This is a genomic window from Thiocapsa roseopersicina (assembly GCF_900106925.1).
GTDB classification, from domain to species: domain Bacteria; phylum Pseudomonadota; class Gammaproteobacteria; order Chromatiales; family Chromatiaceae; genus Thiocapsa; species Thiocapsa roseopersicina.
In genome coordinates, this window is the sequence record NZ_FNNZ01000001.1 from 496,721 (window position 1) to 513,310 (window position 16,590).

Here is a 16,590-nt window from a genome sequence, read left to right on the forward strand (position 1 = left end):
AGCAGCCTCGTACCGTTTAGAAACCCGGCGGCGCCTTCTCCCAGGGGTAGCCCTTTGCCGCCATGTCGTAGCCGGTCTTGTACAGGGCTCGCATGAACTCGGTATCGAATTCTTCACGATGCGGGGCATTGAAGCTCGCGGGCACATAGGCAAGGTTGAAGTCCACGCCGTCGCGCTGGCACGTCAGATAGATCCGGTACAGATCGCCGATGCCCTGGGTGTGGATGAGCGAGGAGATTGCCCGTCCGGCGATGTTCATGGTTCGGCGCTCCACTTGAGCCCATTCGGGGTCGAGACGCGCATTGCGAATGATGTAGGCCCGGCGCTCGCGCTGAGTACCCAGCTTGCGGGAGAGCGCCTCGATGTCGAGTGACGGCGGATAGACGAAGACCTGCGACATGGTGCCGCCGTCCACGTGCATCTCCTGGTAGGCACGCCCGTTGGCCTCCACATCGATCATGACGGGCGGGAAGGCGCCGGGAATGGAGGCCGAGGCGATCATGAGCGACCGGAACAGGTCGAGCGCATTCGGATCCTTGCTCGCGGCGATCTTGGTCAGGTTCCAGAGCACCGTCTGGCGTGCATCCAGGTCCACGGTGGCCACGAACAGCAAGCGCCCTTTGTCGTATTCGCGGGCAATGGCGTCCAGCAACGACTGGTTGACCTCTCTGCTCACCAATTGCCACAGCGGCGCATTGTCGGCCAGTGCGTCGCTTGTCACCGCAGCCAACAAGGAACGCTGTTTGGCGATGTCCGCGGGGCCGGTGGTCGTGTAGAAGCGTTTAAGCTGCTCGTCGTAGGCAGGGCCCAGAAAGGCAAAAGGCGCAATGAGGGCACCGGTGCTGACGCCGGTGACCAGTTTGAATTCCGGTCGATCGCCCGCCGCGGTCCAGCCGTTCAGCAGCCCGGCGCCGAAGGCACCGTTGTCGCCGCCGCCCGAGACCGCCAGGAAGACCGCGGGGGGCATGCCGCCGCGATGGCCGGTGGAGGCAAGGTAGGTCTGCTCGCGCCGCAGCGAGGCGATGCCCTCGCGCTGGAGCGCCTCGGTGTCGATGCCGACACGGTAGCGCACCTCGGCCATGCCGGGGATGACGGCTTGGTCGGTGAACGCGGCCGGAACAGCCTCCTTGCGCACCGGTCCCGCGCAGCCCTGTCCGAGCAGAGCGGCCGTCATCGCGATCAAGCATGCGATGTGCTTCAAGGTCATCTTGGTTCGTCTCCGAGGCGGGTAGATAGGATTCATCGAGTTGTGGAAGCGGGGCATCCTAACCCCGCAGCAAGGCCGAGTCACATTGTGTTCTCTCAGCGGACGATTCTGCGGTTCCCGATCGCACCCGGTTGATTGATGCCGGGATCCACGCCGATCCCGCGATTGCCGATCGCGCCGGGCTGATTGATGCCGGGATCTACTCCGATGCCGCGATTGCCGATTGCACCCGGCTGGTTGATGCCGGGATCCACCCCGATGCCGCGATTGCCGAGTGCGCCGGGTTGGTTGATGCCCGGATCGACACCGACCGGATGGTTCCCGATCGCGCCGGGTTGGTTTAGACCCCGGTCGCGAGCCTGGCACGGAGCGGACAGGAGGGCCGCGGCGACGCAGAGAGCGATGATCGCCCCGGTGCTTTCGCGGTGACGCATAGTGAGTCTCGAGACCATTGGGTGTTCCTCCGAGTTTGGAATCCGTCATGAATAACGCCGTCGGTCAGGACGCGTGCCGGCGGTCCCGGCGCGCCGCTCCTGACCGGACACCGATAGTATAGGCCGGCGACGCATCGCCCATGGGAGCGAGCAGGTTCTTGACAGTCAATCGGGCGAATCTGAGCTAGGCAGGGTCCAATCCCTGTGCCAGTCTTGATTCGAACGATGTCGATCCGCGTCGCAACACGACGCCAAGGGATCGCAGGCTGACCTCCGCGATGTGCTTCCCGACACGAGGCGGATCAAGCGTGAACGACCACCAGCCGACCATCTCGCGTCTCGTCTGGGAGACCCGCTACCGAGCCGAGGGCGAGGCCGATCTCGACGCGACCCGGCAACGGGTTGCGCGCGCACTGGCGTCGGTCGAGCCGGCCGAGCGGGAGATTTGGGCGGCGCGGTATCTCGACCTCCTCGAGGGTTTTCGGTTTCTGCCCGGCGGGCGGATCCTCACCGGGGCCGGTGTGGACCGGGACCTGACCCTGCTCAACTGCTTCGTCATGGGTCCGATCCCGGACGACCTCGCCGGCATCTTCGAGGCGTTGCGGGATGCAGCGCTCACGATGCAGCAAGGCGGGGGTGTGGGGTGCGACTTCTCCACTTTGCGTCCGTCCGGCCTTCGGGGACAGCGGATCGGCGGAATTGCCTCGGGCCCGGTGTCCTTCATGGGTCTGTGGGACAGCATGTGCGCGACCCTGCTCTCCACCGGGGTGCGCCGCGGTGCCATGATGGGGACCCTGCGCTGCGACCATCCGGACATCGAAGCCTTTGTCGACGCCAAGCGCGACGCGACGGCGCTGCGCAACTTCAACCTCTCGGTGCTGGTTACCGACGACTTCATGCGGGCGCTGGCGGCGGATGGACCTTGGGACCTGGTGTTTCCTTTCGAGCAAATGGCGCCTCGCGACCGCGCCCGTGCCCTCAGCCGCCGAACGCGGGCCTGGCCCGGCTGCGATGGCCCGGTCAGCTGTGCGGTCCTGCACACCCTTCCGGCGCGCGATCTGTGGACACGCATTATGCGCGCCGCTTACGACACGGCCGAGCCGGGCGTGCTCTTCATCGATCGGATCAACGCCGAGAACAACCTCGCCTACCGCGAACGGATCTTCGCCACCAACCCTTGCGGCGAGATCCCGTTGCCGAGCTGGGGCGCCTGCGATCTGGGTGCGCTCAACCTCACGGCCTTCGTGCGCGAGCCGTTCACCGAGTCGGCCGCGTTGGACCTGAATGTCCTCGCGGACGCGGCCGGTGTCGCGACCCGGATGCTGGATGCGGTGATCGACCTCTCGCGCTTTCCCCTTCCGGCACAGGCGGAGCAGGCGCGCGGGAGTCGTCGCATCGGTCTGGGGATCACCGGGCTCGCGGATGCTTTGATCATGCTGGGGCTGCGCTACGACAGCCCGGCGGCACGGGATCGGGCGGCGGAGGCGATGCGGACGGTTTGTCATGCCGCGTATCGGGCCTCGATCGCCCTTGCGCCGGAGAAGGGTCCATTCCCCTACCTAGTGCGCGATGCCTATCTGGCTGCGCCCTTCATCAGGGGACTGCCCGCCGACATCCGCGCCGGGATCGCCGCGGGCGGTATCCGCAATTCGCATCTGACCGCGATCGCACCGACCGGGACCATCAGTCTGCTTGCGAACAACCTCTCCGGCGGCATCGAGCCGGTCTTCTCGCGGGTGCAGCGCAGGACGATCCGCAGGCTCGACGGCGGGTCCGGGCGGCATCGCGTCGAGGACTTTGCCGCGAGGCTCTGGCGCGAGCGCTTCGGCGGGCGGTCCGGTCCGCCCGCCTTCGTCGCGGCGCATGAGGTGGCGCCGGAGGACCATTTGGCGATGCAGGCGGCGATTCAGCCCTATGTCGACAATGCCATCTCCAAGACCATCAACGTGCCGGCGTGGATCCCATTCGAGGCGTTCGAGCGACTCTATCGACGTGCCTATGACCTGGGGCTGAAGGGTTGCACGACCTTCCGGCCGAATCCGGTGACCGGCCAGATCCTGAGCGACGACCTCGAAAGCCGGACCCCCGACGAGACGGATCCCTGCTGCGGATCGGAGAGTGACGTGGGCTGACGCATGTCCTGCCACCGACGCGGGCCGGCGGGCTCGCGGCGCTCCGACAGCGTGTCGGCTGAATTCCGGATCCACGCCCCGTCGTTGTGCGCTCTCGATGGCGACCGGCGAATCAGTGCGCGTTACTGGTGCAGGACCGGGTCGAGGGTTCCTGCTGGCGGGCCGCCAATCCCATAGCATTTCAAATGATTAGCGGTCGATGCGCTGTGAACGCGGCATTGGCGCGTTTCTTGACTGGTTTCGTCCGTTATGGGCCATGTTGTGGGGTTCACGGAGATGCTGAAACAATTCCAGTCCGGCGGCGCCGGCCAGATCCAGATGCAACGCGCGGGACAAGCGATGGCCTACCACGAGTTCTATCAGGACGACTTTCGTCCACGCGATCACTACCTGCCGATGTGGGAGCACATCCAGACCACCGGCCAGCAGATCCTCGGGGCGAAGGCGCGCGATGCCCATCTGACGTTGCACACCGAAGGGGTGACCTTCACCGTCTATTCCAACGACGAGGAGGGCATCGAGCGGGTCTGGCCCTTCGACATCCTGCCGCGCATCATCACGGCCATCGAGTGGGCGCAGATCGAGGCCGGACTCAAACAGCGCATCCGGGCCCTGAATCTTTTCCTGAAGGATCTCTATCACGGTCAGCGGATCCTCAAGGACGGCGTCGTGCCGCCCGAGCTGATCTACCGGGGCAAGGACTTCCGGCGCGAGATCATGGACATCACCCCGCCGCACGACGTCTACACCCACATCAGCGGGGTCGATCTGATCCGCGACGAGGACGGTCGCTATCTGGTGCTCGAGGACAATCTGCGCACCCCGTCCGGTGTGTCCTACATGATCGAGAATCGGATCGTGGAGCGGCGCATCCTGCCCGAATTCTTCGCCCGCTATCGGGTCCGCCGGGTCGAGCACTATCCGGCCCTTCTGCTGCAGGCCCTGCGTTATCTCTCGCCGCGCGGCGCGGACGACGCGACCATCGTCGTCCTGACACCCGGCATCTTCAACTCGGCCTATTTCGAGCACACCTTTCTCGCAAAAGAGATGGGCGTGGAGCTGGCCGAGGGGCGCGATCTGGTCTGCAAGAACGACAAGGTCTATCTCAAGACCACGCAGGGTCTGCGTCAGGTCGATGTCGTCTATCGGCGGGTCGACGACGACTTTCTCGACCCGCTGGTGTTCCGCTCGGACTCCGAGCTGGGCGTGGCCGGGATCATCAACGCCTGGCGGGCCGGCAACGTCGCCTTGGCCAATGCACCGGGTGCGGGCATCGCCGACGACAAGGCGGTCTATGCCTATGTCCCGGACATCATCCGCTACTACCTCGGCGAGTCACCGATCCTGCCGAGCGTGCCGACCTATCAGATGACCGATCACCAGGATCGGATGTATGTGCTCGACAACATGGAGAAGATGGTGATCAAGGCGGTCGCCGAATCCGGCGGCTACGGGATGCTGATGGGGCCCTCGTCCACCACTGCGCAGCGTTCTGAGTTCGCCCGCAAGATCGAGGAGAATCCGCGCAACTATATCGCTCAGCCGGTGATCCAGCTCTCGCGCCACATCTGCTATCTCGACGGGGAGCTGGAGTCGCGTCATCTGGATCTGCGTCCCTTCAGTATCTACGGAAGCGATATCGAGGTGGTCCCGGGCGGCTTGACCCGGGTCGCCATGACCAAGGGATCCTTGGTGGTCAACTCCTCGCAGGGCGGGGGCAGTAAAGACACCTGGGTGCTGGCCGACTAATGTTGAGTCGTATCGCTGAATCGCTGTACTGGATGACCCGGCACCTGGAGCGCGCGGACAACACCGCGCGCGTGCTGGACATCAATGTCGTCTACATGCTCGAGGCCGACGAGGGTGCAACCGAGGAGATGCAGTGGCGTCCCTTGCTCACCATCATGGGTGCCGACGAACTCTACGAGGAGCTCCACACCGACGGGCGCGTGACGGTGCAGCGCGTCATCCATCTGCTCACCCAGGATCGGAACAATCCGGGCTCGCTCTTACTCAGTCTGAAGCTCGCCCGCGAGAACGCGCGGGTGGTGCGCGATCGCATCTCGAGCGAGATGTGGGAGGCGCTCAACGAGCTTTGGCTCTCCGCCGATAAACATCTGAAGACGACGCTGCAGCCCTGGCGTGCGGCCGAGTTCTACGCCTTCATTCATCGCCAGGTCGCGGCCTTCTTCGGTCTGACCCAGAGCACCATGATGCGCGGCCAAGCCTACGGATTCATGGCGCTCGGCAGCCTCCAGGAGCGCGCGGACATGACCGCGCGCATCCTGGATACGCGCTACCACCTGCTGCTGCCGGATCTGAAGCTCGTCGGCTCGCCGTTGGACTACTATCAGTGGGGCGCGCTGCTCAAGTCGCTCTCCGGTTTCGAGGCATATCGCCGCAAGTATCAGGGCGGGATCCGCCCGATCGACGTGGTTGAGTTTGTGGTGCTCGACACGGATTTCCCGCGTTCGCTCGCCTACTGTGTGGACGGTATGGAACGCGCGCTGGGACGCATCGGGAGCTTGCCTGACGGAGCGGTGCCCGAGCGTCTCGCGGCACTGCGGCGACATCTCGACGGCGCAACGCCCCAAGGGATTCTGGATCTCGGTCTGCACGAGTATCTCGATGACTTCCTGGGGCTCTTGGCCGATTTCGGCACGGCGCTGCAGAGCGACTATTTCGAGGCGCACCTGGGGGATGATGCTCAGTGAGATATCAGATCGAGCGGGTTTGTCGGATCCACTTCGCGGCCCCGGCACGCGAGCATCACGTCCAGATCCGCCTGGCGCCTTGGGACGACGAGAGTCAGTCGCTCCTGCAGATCCAGCTCTCGGTGGCACCCGACGCCGGCGTTGCCGCCTGTCGGGACGGGTTCGGTAACCTCTCGCACCATTTCGCGGTGATGGGGGCGCACCGGGAGCTTGCCTTCACCATGCTGGCCGAGGTGGAGACCCTCCGCAGCAATCCGTTCGACTTTCCGGTGATCGCGCAGGCACGCGAACGCGCCTGGATTGCCGACGCGCTTCATCAAGCCCCGCGCCTCTGGGACTTCGTCCTGCATCAAGGGCCGCTGACCCCCGCGCTGCCCGAGCAGATCTGCGGACATCGTGTGCCGAGCCTGCGTGATGATCGGCCGCTGTTGGAGCAGGTGCAGGAGGCGAGCGCCTGGATTCAGTCGGTGACGCCGTTCGACCCCGAGGTCGCGCGCCCGGTCAGTGCACTGCCCGCACTGTTCGACGCCGGGCGTGGCTGCGCTGCCGATCTGGCGCACCTCTTGATCGCCCTGATGCGGCAGTGGTCGATTCCGGCGCGATTCGTCTCCGGATATCTGGATGCGAGCTATTTCGACCCGGACGACGAAGATCCGCCGGGCACCCGGCCGCGCGAGCAGAGGCTCCACCACTGGGCCGAGGTGCTGATCCCGGGCGGCGGCTGGCGTGGCGTCGACCCGGCGATGGGACTCCTCGCCGATGCGACCTACATGCGGGTGGCCGTCGGGCGGGATGCAGGTGACGTGCAGCCGCTGCGACAGACCTGTCGCAGCGACGGATCGGTGCCGGAGCTCGAAGAAACCCTAGCCGTCATACCCATTGAACCGCGTCCGGCGTGATCCGCGAGACTTTCGGGTCGGGTCGAGGTGGCGTTTACCAACAGGCGTTCGAGCCGACGCGGTTCAAGAATTTTAAGAAATTTTCTCAATGTCCTGAACCGCGTCGACTCCAGCGCACCGTAAGAGCCGTAGCATTGCTATTTCCTTGATCCCTCCGGATAACCCGGACGCGGTTCAGTTTTGGACGCGCGAGGCCCGCGTCAATTCCGAGAACCGTACCCCCCGCAACCCGCCGATCTCCAAACTCAGCCGCTCGATCTCGGCCGGCATGCCGCGGATGATGATGGTCTCCAGACAGTTGTGATGGTCCATGTGGACATGGGTCGTCGCGACGACATGAACGTACTGACGATGCTGAATATCCAGGATGTGCTGGGTGAGCTCGCGCTGATGATGGTCGTAGACGATGGTGAGCACGCCCGCGACCTCCTCGTCGCCGCGCTCCCAGGTTTCCTCGACGATCCGCTCGCGGATCAGGTCGCGCACCAGCTCGGATCGCGATGCGTAGCCCTTGTTGACCACCCGTCGATCCAGCTCCTCCAACAGCGCGCGCGGCAGCGAGACGCTGAAGCGAATGGTTTCCTCGACGTTGGGTATGTCGATCCCTTCAGAAATCGTCGAATCCATCGAAGTCCCCCATGTCGCCGTCGTCCATCATCTGTTGGTCGTATTCCGCATCCAGCCCGGGCTCTTCGGCGGGTGTGTCGGCCGCTTGCGCCTCCTCGGCGGTGAAGAGGCCGGTCAGCAGGTTGGCCATCATGACGCCGCCGGCGACGGCTAGAGCGGTCTGAAGCGCGGATGTCATGAATCCGCCCTCGGCCCGATCCGCTTGGCCGGGCTGCATGCCGTTTGTCTGAAACGATCGGCCGACGGGTCCACCCGCCCGAGCGGACGGGGCGCCTGCCCGCGGGGTCGGTGCGCCGAACAGGCCGTCGAGGAATCCGCCGCCGGCCGGCCGGCTCGCCAGTTCCTGCTCCAGGTCCTGCACCCGTTGGCCGAGTGCTTCGATGGCGCTTTCCTGCACCAGGATTGTTTGGGCCATGTAATAGGGTGCCGCGGGCTGACGCTGGAGCGCCGCGGCGATCTGCTGCTCGGCGGCCGCATCGCGCGGCCCGGTTTGATGCTCGGCCTGTCTCAGCTTGCCGAACAGGTCATCGATGATCCGTTGCTCGTTCTGTTTCTGCGCGTCTTGGTTCATGGCTGTCCTCCGAAAGGTGAACCAGGTCGAACCGATCCGGTACTCAAGATATCCTGTCCGGCACCGAGACTCCAAGGGCCACGAGCGTCGGCCGGATTTCAACCGCCGGACCGACGCTGCCGGCGGCCTGAGTAGACGCCTTCAGGGTCGAGTGCTACCTTCGAGGGTATTACCACCAGCATCAAGGTGGTATCTCAAACGCCTCAATTCGCAAGAGCCCCGGAATGCCTGTCAAGCCCCAACCCCAACCCCGGCAGAATCATCTTCTGGCAGCCTTGGCGCCTGAAGTTCAAGACCGCTTATTCCCGTATCTGGAGCTCGTGCCGCTGCCGCTGCGCGCGCTCATGTATGAAGCGAGGCGCCCGATGCGCCATGTTTACTTTCCAACTGACTCCATAATCTCGCTGCAATATGTGCTCGAAAACGGAGCGTCGACCGCGATCCTGGTGGTGGGTAACGAGGGATTGGTGGGTATCACTTTGTTCATGGGTGGGGAGGGTACGCCGAGTCGGTCGCTGGTGCAGAGCGCCGGTTACGCCTATCGTCTCCCCAGACCGCGGGTGAAAGAAGAGTTCAACCGCCACGGCCAGTTGCTGGTACTCATGCTGCGCTACACGCAGGCCCTGATCACGCAGATAGCCCAGACGGCGGTCTGTAACCGGCACCATTCGATCGACCAACAGCTTTCCCGCTGGCTCCTGCTTTCCATGGATCGCCTGTCGCACAATCACTTGACCATGACACAGGAATTCATCAGTAACATGCTTGGCGTTCGCCGAGAGGGTGTCACCCAGGCGGCGTTGAAATTGCAGAAGCTTGGCGTGATTTCCTATTCGCGCGGCTTAATCAAGGTACTGGACAGGCCAAAGCTCGAAACTCTGAGTTGCGAATGTTACGACGTGGTCAAGAAGGAAACGGCACTGCTGCTCAATTACCTGCCTCAGCGCACCGTGATCACGAATACCGACTCGATTCCAACTGTGACGCTTCCAACGCAGCCCGCGTAGGAGTGAGCGGGAGCGTACCCCGCCACGCCGTCCGCGCCCGTCTCGATCGATCCCGGGCGTAAACTGCGGGCATTGCTGCCTGCCGACGAGCTGAGTAGACGCCTTCGGGGGTCTGGTGTTACCTTCGCGGGTATTACCATCAGCGCCAAGGTAGTACGCGCCTCGGCCATTCCCGAAGCATCGATAAAGCCCATGCACATCGTCGACGGTGTTCTCGGTGCGCCGGTTGTGATCGGCGCATCCATGCTTGCGGTTGCGGGGGTCGCTCGGGGGTTGAGCGCGCTCGATACCGAGTCCATCCCGCGTGCCGGGCTCCTGACGGCCGTCTTTTTCATCGCCTCGCTCATCCATGTGCCGGTCGGTCCATCGAGTGCCCATCTGATGCTGACCGGACTCATGGGGTTGCTGCTCGGCTGGGCGGCCTTTCCCGCGATCCTGGTCGGCCTGCTGCTGCAGGCGGCCTTTTTCGGGTTCGGCGGTTTGACCGTGATCGGGGTCAATTCACTCAATCTGGCCCTTCCGGCGGTCGTGATCGGCCTGCTCGCGCACCGGCTATTGATGCGGTTGGACGCCTCGCCTCGGTCGGCAACGGTGCTCGTTGCCGGCTTCCTGGTCGGTGCCTTATCGTTCGGCGTATCCGCGGTGGCGGTGGCCGGCGCACTTGCGCTGAGCGGAAGCGAATTCCTGGTGGCGGCAAAACTGATCCTGATCGTTCAGATCCCGGTGATGCTCGTCGAAGGTGCGATTACCGCTGCGACCTTGCGTCTTCTCTTGACCGTGCGTCCCGAGCTGCTCCCGGTGGTTGTGCACGCTCGCCTGTTGCCGGCCGAGCGGACGACCGTGTAGAGGGGGCGACGGGGCGACTGAAGTCGCCCCTACACGCCCCTACAGACTTGCGCTGCATGGTCCTGCATGCGCATCCTTGTCGGTGCCATGACCGACCTCGTCTCCAATGCCGTCAAGCCTTATCCCGCCGCGCGGATCGCGCTTGCGCGAGACCCTGCCGGCCGCGTGACTGTGGCGATCGGCGGTGCTTGGCAGCTCGACGCGGATCCGCCGGACCTGGATCGGATCGATGCCGAGCTGTTCACCGAGCCGGGACCCACGTCCATTGTCTTCGACGCCTCCGATCTGGTTGCTTGGGACTCCGGCCTCGTGAGCTACCTCGCATCCGTGGCCTGGCGGTGTCGGGAACGCGGCATTGCGGTGCAGGAGGAGGGACTGCCCGAAGGGATTCAAGCCCTGTTGCGTTTGGCCTCGACGGTGCCGGAGCGTCGTGCCGAGGGTCGCGACGAGCATGCCGACCCTTTCCTCCGGCGTTTCGGTCAGGACTTCATCGATCTGATGCGCTCCACCGGCGAGATCCTCGCCTTCATCGGCGAGGTCACACTCGCACTGCGGTCGATGATTGCGGGACGCGCGCGTTTTCGGCGCTCCGAGCTTTGGCTGCTGGTCGAGGAGGTTGGTGCCGATGCCCTGCCGATCATCAGTCTCATCAGCTTTCTGGTCGGACTCATCCTCGGCTATATCGGAGATCAGCAGCTGGCCCAATTCGGTGCGCGGATCTTCGTCGCCGACCTGGTCGGGCTCTCCATCGTCATCCAGATGGGCGCGCTCATCACGGCGATCGTGCTCGCAGGGCGGACCGGTGCGGCCTTTGCGGCCCAGCTCGGGACCATGCAGGTGAACGAAGAGATCGATGCCCTGCGTACGCTCGGGATCTCGCCGGTGGAGTTTCTGGTCTTGCCGCGACTGATCGCGCTGGTGGCCATGACACCGCTCCTGGCGATCTACGCAAACCTCATGGGGATCCTGGGCGGCTCCTTCGCCGGTATCGTGGTGGGTGGTCTCAGCCCGACCGAGTATTTCACTCAGACGGTTGCGGCTATCCGCTGGCACCACATTACGCAAGGCTTGATCAGCGCGACCGTCTTCGGGGCCATCGTCGCCGTGTCGGGTTGTCTGCGCGGGATGCAGAGTGGTCGCAGCGCCGCCGCGGTCGGCGAGGCGACGACCTCGGCCGTGGTTACCTCGATCGTCTTCATCGTGATCGCCTCGGCGGGCCTCACAATCGTCTTCGACGCGATCGGGCTGTCGTAACCCGCTGCCGCGCCGATGTCGAGCCAAGCCGCAGAGGACAGGACCGACCCGATGTCTCCCGATGGTCCGACCAAGCCGCCGAGCGCTGCGCCGCTATCCGAGCCAATATCCGAGCAGGCTGATCCACATATCCTGCTCGATGCCGTGTCGGTCGGCTACGGCGAGACGGTGATCCAGCGCGATCTGAGCTTCGGTGTCCGGCGCGGCGATGTCTTCGTCATCATGGGCGGCAGCGGCAGCGGAAAGAGCACCCTCATGCGCAGCTTGATCGGACTCCTGGCGCCGCAGGCCGGGCGGATCCTTTTCGACGGCGAGAGTTTTTGGGACGCGCTCCAACACGAGCGCACTCGACGGATGCGTCGCAACGGCGTCATGTATCAGAGCGGCGCCCTCTGGAGCTCCATGACACTCGAAGAGAACGTCGCCTTGCCGCTCGAGCAATATACCAACCTGCGGCGGAGTCAGATCCACGAGGTCGCGGTCTACAAGCTGGCCTTGGTCGGGCTTTCGGCCTATTGCGACTACTATCCCTCCGAGATCAGCGGGGGGATGCGCAAACGCGTCGGCGTTGCCCGCGCGATGGCGCTGGATCCGGATATCCTCTTCTTCGACGAGCCCTCCGCGGGCTTGGATCCGCTGAGCGCCCGTCTGCTCGATGACTTGATCCTGGAGTTGCGCGAGAGTCTGGGGGCAACCATGGTCGTCGTCACACACGACCTCGCCAGCATCTTTGCCATCGCGGACGACTCGGTGTTCCTCGACGCAGCCACGCAGACCATGTTGACCACGGGCAACCCCCGAGATCTGCGCGAGCATTGCGAGATCAAGCTCGTCCGTGATTTTTTGAGCCGAGGAGGCGAATGAGCAAACAGGCCAATCCGACCGTGATCGGCGGCTTCGTGCTCGGGGCCTTGACCCTGGTCGTGATCGCGATCCTGGTGTTCGGCGGCGGTGCGCTTTTTCGCGAGCGGGTACCGATGGTGACCTATTTTCCGGGCTCGGTGCAGGGGCTGAGTGTCGGCGCCGGCGTTCAGTTCGAGGGGGTGACGGTCGGACGTGTGACCGGGATCGAGCTCAGTTTCTCGCCGGATACCGGGATCTTCAGTGTGCCCGTGACCTACGAGGTTTGGCCCGACAGCGTGCGCGTCCTCGGGGCGGAGTCGGATGACTCGCCGGCGCAGATCCTGCAACGCTTGGTCAAGGAGCGCGGTCTGCACGCCCGGCTCGAGTCGGTGAGCTTCGTCACCGGCCAATACATGATCGCGCTGCAGCTGGTTCCCGGCCGCCCGCCGCGGCTGATCAAGGATCCCGAGGACGTCGTCGAGGTGCCTTCGATCGAGGCGACGCGTGACCGGATGTCCGAGATGCTCGAAAACCTGCGGCTCGATGATCTGGTCAACGAGGCCTCGCTGACCTTGGCCTCGGTTCGGCAGTTGATCGGCTCGGGGGAGATGCTGAGGTTGATCGAGACTCTGAACGCGACCCTGGACGAGGCTCGGATCCTGTTCGGAGATCTCGATCGGGAGGTGCAGCCGCTCGCACGGCGCATGGATTCGACCCTCGAAGACTTCAGCGCGATGGCGCGAGCGGTGCAGGCCGGTGTGGTACCGGTCACGGAGAATATCGAGACGGTCACCGAAGAGTTGGCGCTTTTGGTGCGCCGCGTCGACGAGCAGGTGGTCCCGCTCTCGGGCGCGACCCTGACCGCGCTCGGCGAGGTCGAGGGCGCCATGCGCTCGCTGGGATCCTTGACCGGCGACGCCTCCGGCACACGCGTACGGCTCGACCGGTTTCTCGTCGAGGCATCGGCCGCGGCTCGATCGCTTCGGGATCTTGCCGACTATCTGGAGCGGCATCCGGACGCGCTGTTGCGCGGTAAGCGATAGCGCCGAGACGGTCGCAGTTGAAGCCGCCGATCTCGGGTCTTGGCGGCCCCGAAAACAATCAGGCCCGGGACGCAAGCGTACCGGGCCTGATTCGCCGAGGCTGGACTTGATTAGAAGTCGAGGAAGCTCACGGTTTGGGTCGAGTCGGCGGAAACCGCCTGCACTTCGACGACCGGCTCTTTCGACTCTTCGTTCGCGAGACGCTCCGGCTCCGGCATGACCATCGTGGTCTGGACTCCGCCTACGAGCAGAGCGACTGCGGCAAGAACACCTAAGGCACCCATGGTACATCTCCGATTGGAAGTGATTGCTGGTATGGCGATCATTATATAAGCATATTCTAATTTAGCAAGTGCTCATTTTGGTTTTCGTCGCCTGATGTTTCGCGACACCCGCGCCCACGCATGGTGTCACTTGGGCAGGCATTTTTTGATGATCGCTAATATTAGCAATTATTGATCAAGATCAACGCTCTAACTCGGATTCCGTCCTACTCTTGTCCACACGTCGGGGCGAATCGTGCTCACGGCGTGCTCAACAGGTTTCTCGAGACGGGAGAAATGTGATGACGACAACAAAACGGCTCGTGCTTGCTGCGGCGGTCGCCGCTGTCTCGGCGTTCGGTTCCATGTCCGCGAACGCCTTCTGGGGCTCCGGCCCCTTCGGGATGTTCCCCGGCGGTTGGGGTGGACCTTGGAATTCGCCGTGGTACGGTCCATACGGCGGTTATCCCTACAGTGGTTATGGATATCATCCCTACGGCCTTTACGGTGCACCTTACGGGGTCGGTGCTCCTTACGGATGGGGCGCGCCTCTCTATGGCTATCCGGCCTACGCCTATCCCGCCTATAGCTACCCGACGGCGAGCACGCCGAGCACGGATACCGACAAGTAACACCCGAGCCATCTCCTCTAGCCCCTGAGTATCCTCGCCCCGACGCTGCTCGGTGTCGGGGCGAGCGTTCGTCTCGGACTTCGCGCCGAGCGATCGGATTATCCGATCGCCGACGGCGCCGTGCATGCCGCCCTCGGAGGCCGTATGGATTGGCACCTCCGTTGGACCTCGGCTGCCGCAACCCCCGGCAGCGCCCGTCGCCTGATATCATCCGCGTCGGTTGGCCGGCTGATGACGGGTCGGCAGGGGGTCGCGAGCGGATGCGCGCCCCGGTAGCGATGTGACCGGAGAGACGACATGCGTGTACTCGTTGGCGATATTGGAGGCACCAAGACCGCACTGGGTCTTGCGAAAACGCATCGGGACAAGGTCGAGCTCGAGCAGACGAGGCAGTATCCGAGCGCAGACTTCGCCTCGCTCGACGAGATCGTTCGGCGCTATTTGGAGGATACGGGCGTGGGCTGTCGCTTCGCGGCCTTCGCGATCGCCGGACCCGTGCGGGATCGGCGCAGCCAGGCGACGAATCTTCCCTGGGCATTGGATGCCGACACCATGGAGCAGGCGCTCGGATTTGCCGGGGTGGCATTGCTCAATGATCTGGAGGCGACAGCCTGGGGGCTTGCGGCCTTGGGGCCGCAGGATCTGGCCGAGCTCCATCCAGGCGAGTCGGTCCACGGCAATGCCTGTGTCGTGGCCGCAGGAACAGGACTCGGCGAGGCCGGTTTGTTCTGGGACGGCCTGCGTCATCACCCGTTCGCGACCGAAGGCGGTCACGCCGATTTTGCGCCGACCGACGAGCGCGAGTGTGCTCTCCACGCCTTTCTGAAGCAGCGGTTCGGGCGCGTCAGTTGGGAGCGTGTGGTCTCCGGACTCGGGATCCGGAATCTCTACGATTTCCTGTCCGAATGGCGCGGTATTGCGTCGCCCCCGCCGTTGCGCGAGGCGATCGAGACCGGCGACGCCGCGGCCGTCATCGCTGCTGCCTCATTGCAGGATGCCTGCCCGATCTGCACCGAGACGATGGACCTGTTCTTTCGGCTGTACGGCCGCGAGGCGGGGAACATGGCGCTCAAGCAGATGGCGCTCGGCGGCGTCTTTTTGGGCGGCGGCATCGCGCCGAAGAACCTCGATGCCCTGCGCCGCAGCGCCTTCCTGGATGGCTTCTTCGACAAAGGTCGGCTGGAGCCCCTAATGCGCGCGATGCCGGTTCGGGTGATCGTGCAGCCGAGCGCGCCGCTGATGGGCGCAGCGCTGTTTCTGGCGTCGCAGTAGGGGGAGCCGCCGGCCATCAGCCCCCAGCCCCCAGCCCCCAGCCGTGAGTCTGCCCATATGTAGAGTTTGAGAGCAGGAAGCAGGAGGCTCAATCTTAAAGAGAGAACCCATGACACAAACACTCAGCATTACCGGGATGAGCTGCGGCCACTGTGTGCGCGCGGTGACCTCGGCGCTCGAGACCGTTGCCGGCGTCGAGTCCGTCGCGGTGGATTTGGAGCTCGGTCGCGCCCGCGTGGAAGGGCAGGCCGATCTCTACGCCTTGGTCGCGGCCGTCGTGGCCGAGGGCTATGGTGCGGAGCCTGCGCCTCCCGAATGAGCTTGGGGCGGATCATGATCCGCGGTGCCCCGTTCGGCGCGCCTCGGTGCCCACAGGCCATCAATCCGGGTGCCCGGACGGGGTGCTGCGTCTAGTTGCGTCTAGAGGCTCGACCACCTCGCGGTCGGTCGGGCATTTCCCGAATCGTTCTTTTCAGTCCCGTGGATCGGCCTGTCCGATCCGCGGTGTCTGTCGTTTTGTCGGAGGCAGTTGTAGATCATGACGTTGGAGAGCTGGTCGATGGGGATTGTCCGTCCGGTGATGGATGTCTATCCCTATGCCTGGTTGTTCTTCATTCCCTTCATCCTGATCGCGACCTTTACGATGCTGAACCTCTTCATCGGCATCATCGTCGACACCATGCGGACGCTGCATGATGATCAGCATGCAGCGGAGCGCGAGCGCATCGAAGACACGGTGCACCGGGATACCCGCCATGTGGGGCTCGAGGTGCGTGCCTTGCGCGAGGAGATCGAGGGACTGCGTCGGGACTTGGCGATCCGTCGCGAGCCGAGCTGATCACGTCA

Annotated in this window: 18 protein-coding genes; 13 read left to right on the top strand and 5 right to left on the bottom strand. The window is 64.2% G+C overall.

Annotation, left to right across the window (positions count from 1 at the left end):
- Nucleotides 1–16: 16 nt before the first annotated feature.
- Together BLV04_RS02275 and BLV04_RS02280 are read right to left on the bottom strand one after the other, a co-directional pair.
- On the bottom strand, nt 17–1,207 hold the full coding sequence (locus tag BLV04_RS02275) for a patatin-like phospholipase family protein (protein WP_093027654.1): 1,191 nt from the start codon (nt 1,205–1,207) through the stop codon (nt 17–19).
- A 95-nt stretch (nt 1,208–1,302) separates the two neighbouring features.
- Nucleotides 1,303–1,641 carry a hypothetical protein gene (locus BLV04_RS02280; protein ID WP_093027656.1) on the bottom strand — a complete coding sequence of 113 codons (339 nt, stop codon included), beginning with the start codon at nt 1,639–1,641 and terminating at the stop codon, nt 1,303–1,305.
- Nucleotides 1,642–1,949: 308 nt separating this feature from the next.
- On the opposite strand from BLV04_RS02280, the gene BLV04_RS02285 reads away from it, so the two are divergent.
- The 4 genes from BLV04_RS02285 (at nt 1,950) to BLV04_RS02300 (ending at nt 7,386) form a co-directional block, all read left to right on the top strand.
- Entirely contained in the window at nt 1,950–3,773 is a 1,824-nt protein-coding gene (locus BLV04_RS02285) for an adenosylcobalamin-dependent ribonucleoside-diphosphate reductase (protein WP_217633639.1), read from the top strand.
- Nucleotides 3,774–4,049: 276 nt separating this feature from the next.
- Nucleotides 4,050–5,522, top strand: a complete 1,473-nt coding sequence (locus BLV04_RS02290; protein WP_093027660.1) for a circularly permuted type 2 ATP-grasp protein — start codon at nt 4,050–4,052, stop codon at nt 5,520–5,522.
- Entirely contained in the window at nt 5,522–6,487 is a 966-nt protein-coding gene (locus BLV04_RS02295; protein WP_093027662.1) for an alpha-E domain-containing protein, read from the top strand. Before BLV04_RS02290 ends, BLV04_RS02295 begins: the two co-directional genes overlap by 1 nt.
- Nucleotides 6,484–7,386, top strand: a complete 903-nt coding sequence (locus tag BLV04_RS02300; protein WP_093027664.1) for a transglutaminase family protein — start codon at nt 6,484–6,486, stop codon at nt 7,384–7,386. The genes BLV04_RS02295 and BLV04_RS02300 overlap by 4 nt, the downstream gene beginning before the upstream one ends.
- A gap of 174 nt (nt 7,387–7,560) precedes the next feature.
- On the opposite strand, the gene nikR is transcribed toward BLV04_RS02300, so the two are convergent.
- The gene (gene nikR / locus BLV04_RS02305) at nt 7,561–8,013 is read right to left on the bottom strand and encodes a nickel-responsive transcriptional regulator NikR (protein ID WP_093027666.1); all 453 of its coding nucleotides are present in this window, start codon (nt 8,011–8,013) and stop codon (nt 7,561–7,563) included.
- A complete protein-coding gene (locus BLV04_RS02310) occupies nt 7,994–8,584 on the bottom strand; it encodes a DUF2076 domain-containing protein (RefSeq protein ID WP_093027668.1) in 591 nt (196 codons plus the stop codon). The genes nikR and BLV04_RS02310 overlap by 20 nt, the downstream gene beginning before the upstream one ends.
- Before the next feature lie 224 nt (nt 8,585–8,808).
- Between BLV04_RS02310 and BLV04_RS02315 the strand changes: the two genes are divergently transcribed.
- From BLV04_RS02315 to BLV04_RS02335, 5 genes are all read left to right on the top strand, one after another.
- The gene (locus BLV04_RS02315; protein ID WP_093027670.1) at nt 8,809–9,591 is read left to right on the top strand and encodes a Crp/Fnr family transcriptional regulator; all 783 of its coding nucleotides are present in this window, start codon (nt 8,809–8,811) and stop codon (nt 9,589–9,591) included.
- 192 nt (nt 9,592–9,783) lie between these two features.
- Nucleotides 9,784–10,437 (top strand): cobalt transporter CbiM, encoded by a 654-nt coding sequence (gene cbiM / locus BLV04_RS02320; protein WP_093027672.1) that lies wholly within the window; start codon nt 9,784–9,786, stop codon nt 10,435–10,437.
- Nucleotides 10,438–10,503: 66 nt separating this feature from the next.
- Nucleotides 10,504–11,691, top strand: a complete 1,188-nt coding sequence (locus tag BLV04_RS02325; protein WP_245731673.1) for an MlaE family ABC transporter permease — start codon at nt 10,504–10,506, stop codon at nt 11,689–11,691.
- 51 nt (nt 11,692–11,742) lie between these two features.
- On the top strand, nt 11,743–12,555 hold the full coding sequence (locus BLV04_RS02330) for an ABC transporter ATP-binding protein (RefSeq protein ID WP_093027674.1): 813 nt from the start codon (nt 11,743–11,745) through the stop codon (nt 12,553–12,555).
- Nucleotides 12,552–13,577: an MlaD family protein gene (locus BLV04_RS02335; RefSeq protein WP_093027676.1), complete on the top strand. Its 1,026-nt coding sequence runs from the start codon at nt 12,552–12,554 to the stop codon at nt 13,575–13,577. The genes BLV04_RS02330 and BLV04_RS02335 overlap by 4 nt, the downstream gene beginning before the upstream one ends.
- A gap of 110 nt (nt 13,578–13,687) precedes the next feature.
- On the opposite strand, the gene BLV04_RS24760 is transcribed toward BLV04_RS02335, so the two are convergent.
- Nucleotides 13,688–13,861, bottom strand: coding sequence for a hypothetical protein (locus BLV04_RS24760; RefSeq protein ID WP_175534454.1), 174 nt, complete (start codon nt 13,859–13,861; stop codon nt 13,688–13,690).
- 281 nt (nt 13,862–14,142) lie between these two features.
- Between BLV04_RS24760 and BLV04_RS02340 the strand changes: the two genes are divergently transcribed.
- The 4 genes from BLV04_RS02340 to BLV04_RS02355 all read left to right on the top strand — a co-directional run bounded on the left by BLV04_RS02340 (nt 14,143) and on the right by BLV04_RS02355 (nt 16,582).
- Nucleotides 14,143–14,472 (top strand): sulfur globule protein CV3, encoded by a 330-nt coding sequence (locus BLV04_RS02340; protein ID WP_093027678.1) that lies wholly within the window; start codon nt 14,143–14,145, stop codon nt 14,470–14,472.
- Nucleotides 14,473–14,769: 297 nt separating this feature from the next.
- Nucleotides 14,770–15,744 (top strand): glucokinase, encoded by a 975-nt coding sequence (gene glk, locus BLV04_RS02345; protein ID WP_093027680.1) that lies wholly within the window; start codon nt 14,770–14,772, stop codon nt 15,742–15,744.
- Nucleotides 15,745–15,853: 109 nt separating this feature from the next.
- Nucleotides 15,854–16,063, top strand: coding sequence for a CopZ family metallochaperone (locus BLV04_RS02350; RefSeq protein ID WP_093027682.1), 210 nt, complete (start codon nt 15,854–15,856; stop codon nt 16,061–16,063).
- Nucleotides 16,064–16,282: 219 nt separating this feature from the next.
- Nucleotides 16,283–16,582 (top strand): ion transporter, encoded by a 300-nt coding sequence (locus tag BLV04_RS02355; protein ID WP_245731675.1) that lies wholly within the window; start codon nt 16,283–16,285, stop codon nt 16,580–16,582.
- The last annotated feature ends 8 nt before the right edge of the window (nt 16,583–16,590 follow it).